This window comes from Streptococcus infantis, from assembly GCF_047464615.1.
Lineage (GTDB): Bacteria > Bacillota > Bacilli > Lactobacillales > Streptococcaceae > Streptococcus > Streptococcus infantis_Y.
In genome coordinates, this window is the sequence record NZ_JASHBO010000007.1 from 86343 (window position 1) to 99199 (window position 12857).

The 12857-nt window shown below is 40.9% G+C and carries 11 protein-coding genes and 1 pseudogene; 4 read left to right on the plus strand and 8 right to left on the minus strand.

The window, feature by feature from the left end; translation table 11 throughout:
- Positions 1-23: 23 nt before the first annotated feature.
- The 3 genes from fusA to rpsL all read right to left on the minus strand — a co-directional run bounded on the left by fusA (position 24) and on the right by rpsL (position 3290).
- Positions 24-2105, minus strand: a complete 2082-nt coding sequence (fusA, locus tag QM450_RS05410; protein ID WP_330787031.1) for an elongation factor G — start codon at positions 2103-2105, stop codon at positions 24-26.
- A 278-nt stretch (positions 2106-2383) separates the two neighbouring features.
- A complete protein-coding gene (gene rpsG, locus QM450_RS05415; RefSeq protein ID WP_000087876.1) occupies positions 2384-2854 on the minus strand; it encodes a 30S ribosomal protein S7 in 471 nt (156 codons plus the stop codon).
- Between the two features lie 19 nt (positions 2855-2873).
- Entirely contained in the window at positions 2874-3290 is a 417-nt protein-coding gene (rpsL, locus tag QM450_RS05420; protein WP_001142333.1) for a 30S ribosomal protein S12, read from the minus strand.
- Between the two features lie 342 nt (positions 3291-3632).
- Here rpsL and QM450_RS05425 point away from each other — a divergent pair, with 342 nt between their 5' ends.
- Together QM450_RS05425 and QM450_RS05430 are read left to right on the plus strand one after the other, a co-directional pair.
- Positions 3633-4073: a LytTR family DNA-binding domain-containing protein gene (locus QM450_RS05425; protein ID WP_301392188.1), complete on the plus strand. Its 441-nt coding sequence runs from the start codon at positions 3633-3635 to the stop codon at positions 4071-4073.
- On the plus strand, positions 4070-4528 hold the full coding sequence (locus QM450_RS05430) for a DUF3021 domain-containing protein (RefSeq protein ID WP_414319915.1): 459 nt from the start codon (positions 4070-4072) through the stop codon (positions 4526-4528). The genes QM450_RS05425 and QM450_RS05430 overlap by 4 nt, the downstream gene beginning before the upstream one ends.
- A 40-nt stretch (positions 4529-4568) precedes the next feature.
- Here QM450_RS05430 and mutS read toward each other — a convergent pair whose 3' ends face one another.
- Both mutS and argR read right to left on the minus strand, forming a co-directional pair.
- The gene (gene mutS / locus QM450_RS05435) at positions 4569-7103 is read right to left on the minus strand and encodes a DNA mismatch repair protein MutS (protein WP_414319916.1); all 2535 of its coding nucleotides are present in this window, start codon (positions 7101-7103) and stop codon (positions 4569-4571) included.
- A gap of 47 nt (positions 7104-7150) precedes the next feature.
- Entirely contained in the window at positions 7151-7597 is a 447-nt protein-coding gene (argR, locus tag QM450_RS05440) for an arginine repressor (RefSeq protein WP_001231485.1), read from the minus strand.
- 143 nt (positions 7598-7740) lie between these two features.
- On the opposite strand from argR, the gene argS reads away from it, so the two are divergent.
- Positions 7741-9432, plus strand: coding sequence for an arginine--tRNA ligase (gene argS, locus QM450_RS05445; protein WP_414319917.1), 1692 nt, complete (start codon positions 7741-7743; stop codon positions 9430-9432).
- Positions 9433-9997: 565 nt separating this feature from the next.
- Positions 9998-10246, plus strand: coding sequence for a MarR family transcriptional regulator (locus tag QM450_RS05450; RefSeq protein WP_414319918.1), 249 nt, complete (start codon positions 9998-10000; stop codon positions 10244-10246).
- Positions 10247-10562: 316 nt separating this feature from the next.
- On the opposite strand, the gene nrdI is transcribed toward QM450_RS05450, so the two are convergent.
- From nrdI to QM450_RS05465, 3 genes and pseudogenes are all read right to left on the minus strand, one after another.
- Entirely contained in the window at positions 10563-11030 is a 468-nt protein-coding gene (gene nrdI, locus QM450_RS05455) for a class Ib ribonucleoside-diphosphate reductase assembly flavoprotein NrdI (protein WP_414319919.1), read from the minus strand.
- 75 nt (positions 11031-11105) lie between these two features.
- Entirely contained in the window at positions 11106-11639 is a 534-nt protein-coding gene (locus QM450_RS05460; protein ID WP_414319920.1) for an ABC transporter permease, read from the minus strand.
- A gap of 61 nt (positions 11640-11700) precedes the next feature.
- Positions 11701-12591 (minus strand): annotated as a pseudogene (locus QM450_RS05465) (helix-turn-helix domain-containing protein); the annotation flags it as partial.
- Positions 12592-12857 lie beyond the last annotated feature (266 nt).

The window sequence follows — 12857 nt, forward strand, 5'->3', positions numbered from 1 at the left end:
ACTTCTTTTCTAGTGACGACAAATTAGTCTTCACCTTTGTTTTTCTTAATGATTTCTTCTTGCACTGACTTAGGTACATCTTCGTAGTGGTCGAATACCATCATAAATGTACCACGTCCTTGAGATGCAGAACGAAGAACAGTTGCGTAACCGAACATTTCAGCAAGTGGAACGTAAGCACGAACGATTTGGCTGTTACCGTGAGCTTCCATACCATCTACACGTCCACGACGAGCAGTTACGTGACCCATAACATCACCAAGGTTTTCTTCTGGAACAGTGATTGTTACAAGCATCATTGGTTCAAGGATAGCTGGTTGTGCTGATTTAGCAGCTTCTTTAAGTGCAAGAGATGCAGCGATCTTGAAGGCAGTTTCAGATGAGTCGACATCGTGGTATGAACCATCGTAAAGCTTAGCTTTAACGTCAACCATTGGGTAACCAGCAAGAACACCGTTAGCCATAGATTCTACCAAACCTTTTTCAACCGCTGGGATAAATTCACGAGGAACCACACCACCGACGATTGCGTTTTCGAATTCGAATCCTTTTCCTTCTTCGTTTGGAGTAAATTCAATCCATACATCACCGAACTGACCTTTACCACCAGACTGACGTTTGAAGAATCCACGTGCTTGAGTAGAAGCGCGGAATGTTTCACGGTAAGATACTTGAGGAGCACCTACGTTCGCTTCAACTTTGAACTCGCGACGCATACGGTCAACAAGGACGTCAAGGTGAAGCTCACCCATACCAGAGATAACTGTTTCACCAGTTTCAACGTTAGTTTCAACGCGGAATGTTGGATCTTCTTCAGCCAATTTTTGAAGGGCGATACCCATCTTGTCTTGGTCTGCTTTAGATTTAGGCTCAACCATCAATTGGATAACTGGTTCTGGAACGTTGATTGACTCAAGGATGATTTTAGCTTTTTCATCTGTCAATGAGTCACCAGTTGTAGTATCTTTCAAACCAACGGCAGCAGCGATATCACCTGAGTAAACAGTGTCGATTTCTTGACGACTGTTAGCGTGCATTTGAAGGATACGTCCGATACGTTCACGTTTACCTTTAGAAGTGTTCAATACGTAAGAACCTGATTGAAGAACACCTGAGTAAACACGGAAGAATGTCAAACGACCTACGAATGGGTCAGTCATGATCTTGAAGGCAAGAGCTGCAAATGGCTCTTCATCAGATGCTGGACGAGTTTCTTCTTCTTCTGTATCTGGGTTGATACCTTTGATCGCTGGGATATCAAGTGGGCTTGGAAGGTAGTCGATAACCGCATCAAGCATCAATTGAACACCTTTGTTCTTGAAGGCAGAACCACACAACACTGGGAAGAATTCAACGTTGATAGTCGCTTTACGGATACCAGCTTTCAATTCTTCGTTAGTGATTTCTTCACCTTCGAGGTATTTCATCATCAATTCTTCATCAGTTTCAGCAACTGCTTCGATCAATTTTTCACGGTATTCTTGAGCTTGGTCAAGGTATTCAGCTGGAATGTCTTCTTCAAGGATATCTGTACCAAGGTCGTTAGTATAGATTTCAGCTTTCATCTTGATCAAGTCGATGATACCACGGAAGTCATCTTCAGAACCGATTGGCAATTGGATTGGGTGTGCATTTGCTTGAAGACGGTCGTGAAGTGTGCTTACTGAGTAAAGGAAGTCAGCACCGATTTTGTCCATTTTGTTGGCAAATACGATACGTGGAACTCCGTACTCAGTTGCTTGACGCCAAACTGTTTCAGTTTGAGGCTCAACACCTGATTGTGAGTCAAGAACTGTAACCGCACCGTCCAATACACGAAGAGAACGTTGTACTTCGATTGTGAAGTCCACGTGTCCTGGTGTGTCGATGATGTTTACGCGGTGGTTGTTCCATTGAGCTGTTGTCGCAGCAGATGTGATAGTGATACCACGTTCTTGCTCTTGCTCCATCCAGTCCATTTGTGACGCACCTTCGTGAGTTTCACCGATTTTGTGGATTTTACCAGTGTAGTAAAGGATACGCTCAGTTGTAGTTGTTTTACCAGCATCGACGTGAGCCATGATACCGATATTACGAGTTTTTTCAAGTGAAAATTCGCGTGCCATGAGGTTTGTTTCTCCTATATTTTTTTATTTCTATTCTATTATAACACGATTTAATAAAAACGGATAGGCAGGACCTACCCGTTCTCAATGTTTATCTTGTTATTGTTGGTTTCAACTTACGAAATGGTAAGTTGAGTTGAACAAGGGCTAAAGTTAATTAGCCGATTTGAGCCGGAACGGGATGCTGTGTGAAAAAGATAAACTTCCTTGTATTCATCGAATACTGCGTTAGTTTCCTATTTTCACTTTGCATCCTTGCCGTTCCCAGCATCATGATTTTACCAACGGAAGTGTGCGAAGGCACGGTTAGCTTCAGCCATACGGTGAGTGTCTTCACGTTTCTTAACTGCTGCACCAGTGTTGTTAGCAGCATCCAAGATTTCTTTTGCAAGACGGTCTTGCATTGTGTGTTCACCACGAAGGCGAGCGATTGTTACCAACCAACGAAGTCCAAGTGTTGTACGACGTTCTGGACGAACTTCAACTGGGACTTGGTAGTTAGAACCACCAACACGACGTGCACGTACTTCAAGTACAGGCATGATGTTTTCCATAGCTGTTTCAAATACTTCAAGTGCATCGTTACCAGTAACTTCTTTGATTTGTTCAAAAGCACCGTAAACGATTGAAGCAGCTGTACCACGTTTACCATCAAGCATAACGCGGTTGATAAGACGAGTAACTAATTGTGAATTGTAAAGCGGATCTGGCAATACGTCACGTTTTGGAGCTCTATTTTTACGACTCATTTCTCTTTATCCCCTTTCCTTATGCTTTTTTCGGACGTTTAGTACCGTATTTAGAACGGCCTTGTTTACGATCGTTAACACCTGCAGTATCAAGTGCACCACGGACGATATGGTAACGTACCCCTGGAAGGTCTTTTACACGTCCACCGCGAAGAAGCACCACGCTGTGCTCTTGCAAGTTGTGTCCGATACCTGGGATGTAGGCAGTAACTTCGATAAGGTTGCTCAAACGTACACGAGCAAATTTACGAAGGGCAGAGTTAGGTTTTTTAGGTGTCATTGTTCCAACACGAGTTGCAACACCACGTTTTTGTGGTGAAGAAACGTTTGTTTGAACTTTTTTATGACTGTTGTAACCAACGTTCAAAGCTGGTGATTTAGATTTTTCTACTTTTGATTTACGCGGTTTGCGAACCAATTGGTTAATTGTAGGCATCTACATTCTCCTGTGTTTTTTTATTTTTGGTGATGATACACTTGGTGACAGCTATCATCTGTGTGTACTTTTGCAACATTTGTCAGCACGTCCCTGTACACTCTTGAGAGACCAAAAGTAAAAAGTACCGTCTATTATTGTACCACGTTTTTTCTATTTTTGTCAATATATTTCTACTTATTTTTTGACTTCTTTGATCTTAAATTTAGTTGAAAACGCTCGCCTACCAGATAGACTCTTCAACCGACCACATAGACAAACCTTCTTGTAATTGCCAAGAAAATGGTGTTTAATAGATTTGTAAGTAAGAGATCTCTATTACAACTTTACAAAGGAGAAAATATGAAAGTCAGACTTGACATTGATCAACAATATGCAGAAGAACAAATCATCATAGAAGCACCATCTTTGTCCCCTAGAGTTCAAAAAGTTCAAGACTTTGTTCAATCACTGGATCAAAAAGAAACTCTTAAAGGAAAATTTCAAGATCAGCTTTATCTCATTGAAGTCGGTACTATTCAGCGCGTTTATATTGAAAACCGTAAAGTGTTGGCTGAAACGGATAGCCAAACCTATGCGCTCGACATTCGCCTTTACCAAGCGAGTGAAATTCTACCTGCTTCCTTTATCCAAATTTCCCAATCGGAAATTGTCAACATTGATGCTATCAGTCATCTAAAACTAACCTCTAACGGCTTGATTGAAATTTATCTAAAAAATGACAGTTTCACCTACTCATCTCGCCGTTACCTCAAAGCTATTAAGGAGAAATTAGAACTATGAAAAAACAAGTATTTCACGATGCCTCAACTGGTATCCTCATCGGTCTCATCCTATCTATTATCTTTTCGTTTATCTATTCACCAAGCAACTACGCACCACTTAGCCCCAACTCTTTGATTGGCCAATTCATGTTCCAACAACAGGTACATGGCGCTCTAGTTTTGCTCTACTGTTCTATCATCTGGGCAGCTATCGGAGTTCTCTTTAGTTTTGGCAGTCGTCTATTCGCTCAAGATTGGAGCCTTCTTCGTGCGACTGTCACTCACTTCTTCCTCATGCTATTAGGTTTTGTTCCTCTAGCAATTCTGGCAGGTTGGTTTCCACTTCGCTGGACTTTCATTCTTCAACTCATCCCAGAGTTTGCAATCGTATATCTCATCATCTGGACGATTCTTTATAAAAGAGAATCAAAGAAGGTTGCCCACATCAACCAACTATTGGCTCAGAAAAAATAATACAACAGAAACCCACTCAGTCTTTTGAGTGGGTTTTGACTTATAATTTTTGCTTCCATTCTAACAAGAGATTCATGGCCTGCATCGGTGTCATATTGTACACATCTACTTTAGCCAATTCTGCTAGGATAGGATTTTCTTCCGCTGAGTCAAATAGGGAAATTTGTTCAGAGACTGCATTCGTTTGCCTCATTGGGGCAGGACTTTCCTGACTTTGACTTTCTAGTTGAGTTAGAATCGCATCCGCTCTTTTTAGCAAATCTGTCGGCAATCCAGCAATCTTAGCGACGTGAATACCGTACGATTTGTCTGCTGGACCTGGTTCAATCTTATGAAGGAAAGTAACCTGACCATTTTGCTCAAGCGTAGCCACGTGAACATTTACTAGATGTTCAAGACTAGCTTCCAGGCTGGTTAATTCATGGTAGTGAGTCGCAAAAAGAGTCTTGGCTCCAATATGCTCATGGATGTACTCGATGATGGCCTGAGCCAAGGCCATGCCATCATAGGTTGCCGTTCCACGTCCTAGCTCATCAAAGAGAATGAGGGATTTCTCAGTCGCATGCGCAATGGCATTATTGGCCTCCATCATCTCGACCATAAAGGTGGACTGACCAGACACCAAGTCATCTGCTGCCCCGATACGGGTAAAAATTGCATCAAAAATTGGCAAGTGAGCACGTTCTGCCGGTACATAAGAACCCATCTGGGCCATAACTGCTGTCATAGCTAGCTGACGCATATAGGTTGACTTCCCGCTCATATTAGGCCCTGTAATCAGCTGGATGCTAGTATCTTCACCCATTTGGATACTATTGGGAATATAGGTTTGAGCTCCCATGACCTTCTCAACGACAGCGTGACGACCTTTTTGAATGTCAATTCGCGAATCCTGACCAAACTCTGGACGGATCAAGTGCTGATTTTCTGCTACTACCGCTAGTCCTTGTAAGACATCAACAGTAGCGATTCCTTGGGCCAGGGCTTGTAGACGTTGGATATACTTGCCAACCTCCTCACGGATACGCATAAAGATTTCATATTCAAGGCTGGCTGACTTCTCACGCGCCTCTAGCATTTCTCCCTCGATACGCGCCAACTCCTCTGTCCCAAAACGCTCAGAGTTTTTCAGCGTAGCCTTACGGAAGAAGTGGGCTGGCACATTCCCCAGTTGCGAATTAGTAACATGGAAATAGTAACCGTCCTTTTTATTGTAGTCAATCTTGAGCGTGCTGATGCCAGAGTTTTCTCGCTCCTTAGCCTCAATCTCAGCAATCCAGCTAGTCCCTTCTCTGAGAACTCGTCGGTATTTGTCTAAAGTCTCATCAAATCCAGTCCGGATAATACCCCCATCTGTAATCACATGAGGAGCTTCAGGAGCAATGGCTGCGCTAATGAGATTTTCCAACTCAGGGATAGCATCAAGTTGTTCAATTAGATAGGCAAGAGCTGGTTGCTCCATTCCTTCTAAAATTGCGCGAATCCTTGGAACACTGGCCAAGGTAGTCGCTAATTGCAAGAGGTCTTTAGGATTGCTTTTCCCAAAAGAAACACGACTAGCAAGGCGCTCAATATCGTAGACTCCCTTTAGGCTTTCTGTCAAATCACTACGTTCAAAGAAATAATCCAGAAAGACCTGTACAACTTCCTGACGTTCAAGGATACGGTCCTTGTCAATCAAGGGACGGTGGATCCAAGAGCGCAAAAGACGCATCCCCATGGCAGTCTTGGTTTCATCTAACAACCAGAAAAGACTCCCTTGTTTCTTGCCAGAACGAGCATTTTCTACTAGATCTAAACTAGCCTTGGTTGCATAATCCATCTGCAAGAAATCCTTGATTTCATAGCGAACAACTGACTTCAAGTGGTTGAGCTCTCTCATCTGAGTCCGATGGACATACTGAAGAAGCTTACTGCTGGCAGCTTGTTCAACGGGTGCCAATCGTGGATCCAGTAGATGGATGTCTTCAAATGATTCTTGCTCATAGGAAAGTACCAAATTCATTTGACGTCTGAGAATCTGTTCTTCCTCTTCAGTTAAGTCATAGCCGATGACAACTTCTCTTGCCTTAAGATTTCGGATTTCACCACAGACCAGGGTAAAATCCAATAAGCCTGTCACATAGAAATCACCCGTCACCAGGTCCATGTAAGCCAAGCCAAATTGCTGACCATCACGGTCGATGGCCACCAAAAAGTTGTTTTGGCTATCTGGTTTACTACTATCGACGACTGTACCTGGTGTAATCACCTGGACGACCTCACGTTTTACAACGCCAACAGCCTGCTTAGGATCCTCCATCTGTTCAGCGATGGCCACCTTGTAGCCACGCTCAACTAGGACATCAATATACTGTTGGGCTGAGTGATAAGGCACTCCAGCCATGGGAATAGGATTTTCAGCATTCTTATTGCGACTGGTTAGTGAAATTTCTAGTATCTGGGCAGCATTGACTGCATCTTCGTAAAATAACTCATAAAAATCACCCATACGAAAGAGCAAAAAAGCATCTGGATATTGTTTTTTAATATCCACATACTGTTGCATGCCAGGTGATAATTTTTCTGTCGTCATCCATTCTCTCCTTGTTAAAAATAGTCTTGAGAGAGACTCCCAAGACCTTATCTATCCTTCATCAAATCTAACAAACGATCTTCCATGAGTTTAGCAACATGCTGATCTCGGCAGATTACCAAGAGAGTATTGGCACCCGCAACTGTTCCTAAAATCCATTCATCCTTGTTGGCATCGACAACATTGGCTAAAACTGCGGCTTCACCCAATTTTGTGTGCAAAACTAAGGTAAACTCAGCTCTTGCTACACCTTCCAAATGATGGGATAAAAACTCAACCAGGTCAATCTTCTCTGTCTCATTTGCTAGTACGTAGTAGACCTTATCATTTTTCTTAACCTTGGTCAAGCCCAGTTCGCGAAGGTCACGCGACAATGTCGTTTGCGTTACAAAAACATTGCGTGCTTCCAAACGATCTTGAATCTCCTTTTGAGTTCCTAATTTTTCCTCAGTGATCATTTGTTTGATTAACTGATGGCGTTCTCTTTTTCTCATAACATCCTCTCGAGTGAATATTTATAATATTTTACAACTATTTAATTAAGAACATTATACCAAAAAAACCGAATATTTCAAAAAAATTCTTATCATTCCTCAAAATTGTGATAAAATAGAAGAAAAGTCCAAAGGAGTTTATAATGAATACAAAACAATTGATTGCTAGCGAATTGGCTAGCGTCATTGAGAGCCTGGATCAAGAGGCTATTTTAAATTTACTAGAACAACCCAAAAACTCTGACATGGGAGACATCGCCTTCCCTGCCTTTACTCTAGCAAAAGTTGAGAGAAAAGCTCCACAAATGATTGCAGCAGATATCGCTGAAAAAATCAATAGCCAAGCCTTTGAAAAAGTCGTCGCTACTGGACCTTATGTTAACTTCTTCCTTGATAAAAATGCCATTTCTGCTCAAGTATTACAAGCTGTTATCACTGAAAAAGAACATTATGCTGACCAAAATATTGGTAAACAAGAAAATGTTGTTATCGACATGTCTAGTCCCAATATTGCTAAGCCATTCTCTATTGGTCACCTGCGCTCAACTGTTATCGGAGATAGCTTGTCACATATTTTCCAAAAAATCGGTTATCAAACAGTCAAGGTCAACCATTTAGGAGACTGGGGTAAACAGTTTGGAATGCTAATTGTTGCCTACAAAAAATGGGGTGACGAAGAAGCTGTAAAAGCTCATCCGATCGATGAACTTCTTAAACTCTACGTTCGCATCAATGCTGAAGCTGAAAATGACCCTGGCTTGGATGAAGAAGCACGCGAATGGTTCCGTAAACTTGAAAATGGAGATGAGGAAGCTCTCGCACTTTGGCAATGGTTCCGTGATGAAAGTTTGGTGGAATTTAACCGCCTTTATAATGAATTGAAGGTTGAATTCGACAGCTACAACGGTGAAGCCTTTTACAATGACAAGATGGATGCAGTTGTAGACATCCTTTCTCAAAAAGGACTTTTGGTCGAATCAGAAGGTGCCCAAGTTGTGAATCTTGAAAAATATGGAATTGAACACCCAGCTCTTATCAAGAAATCTGATGGTGCAACTCTCTACATCACACGTGACTTGGCCGCTGCCCTTTACCGTAAAAACGAATATCAATTTGCTAAATCTATCTATGTCGTTGGTCAAGAGCAATCCGCCCACTTTAAACAACTCAAAGCTGTCTTGCAAGAGATGGGCTACGACTGGAGTGAAGATATTACTCACGTTCCTTTTGGTTTGGTTACAAAAGAAGGGAAAAAACTCTCTACTCGTAAAGGGAATGTCATCTTGCTAGAGCCTACAGTTGCAGAGGCTGTCAGTCGTGCCAAAGCGCAAATCGAAGCCAAAAATCCGGAACTTGAAAATAAAGACCAGGTTGCTCATGCTGTTGGAGTTGGAGCCATTAAATTCTATGACCTTAAAACTGACCGTACAAATGGATACGACTTCGACCTTGAAGCTATGGTATCCTTTGAAGGCGAGACTGGTCCTTATGTTCAATACGCCTATGCTCGTATCCAATCCATCTTGCGTAAAGCCGATTTCAAACCAGAAACAAGTGCCAACTATAGCTTGAATGATCCTGAAAGCTGGGAAATTATTAAACTCATCCAAGATTTCCCACGTATTATCAACCGTGCGGCGGATAACTTTGAACCTTCTATCATTGCTAAATTTGCAATTAGCTTAGCGCAAGCCTTTAATAAATATTACGCTCACACTCGTATCTTGGATGAAAGTCCAGAACGCGACAGTCGTTTAGCCCTCAGCTATGCAACTGCGGTTGTCCTCAAAGAAGCACTTCGTCTGCTGGGCGTAGAAGCACCAGAGAAGATGTAAATCGTTACAAGAGACTGGAACTAAAGTTCCTAGTCTCTTGACGGCAATCGCTATCTGGCGAATTGCCTAAACGCTTCACTAGTTTTAGGACATAAATATGATCGATTTATGTCCTAAAACGTCGTAATCTTAAAGTTATTGGAACTAAAGTTCCTAATTGTTAGACGCTAGCCGCTTTTATGCGGACTAGCTAACCAAATAATATCGATTTGGTTAGGCTCATGTCGTAGGCTTTTAATCACTTTATTGTAATGCAGTCTAAGTAACTAACGCCAAATCCTATTCGGGCTTTAGCTAGGCGCTTCACTAGTTTTAGGACATAAATATGATTCATTTATGTCCTAAAACGTCGTAATCTTAAAGTTATTGGATTACAGAGTAATCTATGCAGCCAAACCAACATTTTCTACGAATCTTGGTTTGGTGCTAGAGTCAGGGGCAGAACAACCACTTTTTTAGCTATGCTATCGTCTGCCTGATTTTATATTGTCATTACTTGAAAAGCGAAAAATCTTTTTCGCTTTTCTCTTGCTATTAACTTCTTTATCACTTAGGGAGAGACTTTATGAGCCAATATGCTTATATTTTAGTTGTCATCAGTCTTGTCGTTCTTTTTCTCATTAACAAATACGAAAAGGAAAAACTACAAAGACTTCTACAAGAACAGCTGTTAAAGGATGAATCTTTTCGCGCTACTATCAAGGAAAAGATTCAAACAACAGAAAACATCAACGATGTCATTGACTACATCAATAAAGGATATCGTTTGGGAATCATGATTTCAAAAGAAATTGTTGAAGACATCAGAAAATAAAAAAAGGATTCGAGATAGTATTTCTCGAGTCCTTTTCTATTTTTTCCGGAGAACTACGATTCCCACCAGTATAACAATCCCTAGTGATGCCATGGTTCCGTAAGCTGACAAACTTTCATCAAGAAATTTCTTGGAGAACTGCAACAGAGCGAACTCTAAGAGTAGCAAAGCACTGCATAGCATAATATCCTTGAAGCTTGGTTTGCGTTTTATATACTTTAAAAATGATCTCTGTAATTTACTCATTTCGACTATTCCCTCTTGAAGTAAATCCTTTATTCATGGAATAAAACTCTTCCTCAGAAAATCTGACCTCTTACAAAGCTTCTAATTCATAGAGTTCCGCAATAATCCCTGCGACCTTCTTGATATCTCCCAGCATTCCACGCATCTCAAAGTCAGCTAGAACGGGGAATCCGAAGCGTTGGCTGTATTGTTTAGCCGTCAAACAGTATTGGTTGTTGAAGTTTCGATTGCCTGATCCTACGACACCAAAACACTTGCTGGCATTGTCACCGTAAGCGATAAAGTCCCCTACTGGAGTGGTCAAAATCTCCACATCACCATTGTCAATACCATTGCCACCTTCTAGATAAGTCGGTAGAAAAGCGACATATGGATTGGTCATCTCAAAGAAATTCTCTCCCTCCTTGACCAAATCTTTAATATGGATCTTGTCCACTTCAATGTTCCCATACTGTTCTAATAAGTAAGCTTTCAGACGTGTGACGAAACTTTCAGTATTTCCACTCAGACTGATATAGACTAAGGAAATTTTTTTCATGCTCTCCTCCTTCTTTTTTGAATTCAAAAAAATAACTACCAAGATTGTATCTTGATAGTTATCCTTTGTCAACTCTTAGGCCAGTTCTTCCTCTTCTTGAGCTTCTGTTAATTCTTTTTGCTGACGCCACATTTTATAGAAGACGATTGCTAGGAAGATAACATTGAGTACAATCCCAAAAATGGCTGAACCTTTGGCACCAAGCTCCGCTCCCATACGGATGTTAGGATCTGTAAAAAGTGAAACCGCATCCTGAACGCCGATAAAGTTGTAGATAGATCCAACGATGGCAACGAAGACATAAGCAAGATAAGTGTAGTTAGCCAATTGAAGGTTTTTACGAATAAGGAAAAACAAAGCCACAACAACTAGAATAACAGATAAGACAACCAAGAGAATGCTGAAGACAGAATGACCATGCTCCGATACCTTAATGGTGTAATCAACGAACTCCTTAGCATAGGTAGCATTAACACCTGATGCTGATGTTTCTAGATTGCTCATCCCCTCCGCAGTAGGTACTGGAGATATGATCCCAAATAGCGACATTGCTGAGAGTAAGGCTGATAAAATTAGCAATACCCAAAGATAGATTGGTTTCTTTTTCATAAAAGTAACCTCCTCATAATTTTTTAATTATTATAGCATATTTTACGAAGGAGAACAACTGTTACAAGTTCGTTTCCACCTGTTTACGGTAGGCTTTAGGAGACTTCCCACACAGTTTTCGAAAAACCTTATAGAAATAACCAACATTACTGTAACCAACTGTATAACAGATATCCTCAATACTATCATTTGTAGATAGCAAGAGTTGCTGGGCAGCCTTGATGCGTTGCTTATTGAGAAGCTCAGCAAAGGTGGAATTGGTTTCCTTCTTGATTAGCTGACCCAAATAAACGGGATTGATAAAGAGATCCTTGCTGATATCCTTGAGAGAAAGTTCTTTTTTGTAATCTCTACCAATGACCTCGAGCACACTGACCACATTTTCATTCATGCGGTATTGGCCAAAGAAGGAAGTCAAGGTCTCCTTGGTATAAGCGACTAAATCCTCAAAAGTTGTAATGGCATGAATGTTCTTGACAATATCTGTCATATCGTCAGCTTTCAAATGTTCAAAAAGATGGAAGACATCCATGACAAACTGGGTAAAGAGCTGCTTGGTAATGGATACCCTTGGTGTATTTTCAAGGACAATCTTCTCAAGCAAGGTCAACTCCTCGATAATCTGCTGGAGATTCCCCTGGATGATCACTCGATAAATGGGTTCGTAGTAAGAAAAGAGACTTTCAGACTGATCTAAATTGACCGAACCATAAAAGAGTGTCTTTTCAACATCACGCTTCCACTTTTCAAAGTTGACTTGATAAGGAGCTTCAAAAGACATGACTAGCAAACCCTCAAATTCCTGATCTGCAAGGACGATCTGCCAGTCCTGACCTAGAACATAGTAGGGAATAACAAAATTCCCTTGTTTTTCTTTTGAAAGCCCAATCCACCAGTTTTCTTTTTGGGTGAGATGAGTAAGAAAGGCTTCCTCATCCAGTTGCTGATTCAATATTTCTGGCTCATGAGATTTTGTCTAGAGCGTTTCTCTATATATCCGAACATCTAATTTATTTCACAAAGAATGTAGTTTTTCGGTTAATTTTTATTGCAATACATCGAAATTTTAAAATTCAAGAATCGCGTTAAATCACGGTTTTTAAACATCTAATAATATGCTTTTCTTTTATTTTAAAGACTTTTTGCCCGACCTTATTTCATTGTGAGATTTATTATCTACACTATTTGACTTTTTCTTTTGTCAACCAATATGTGAGG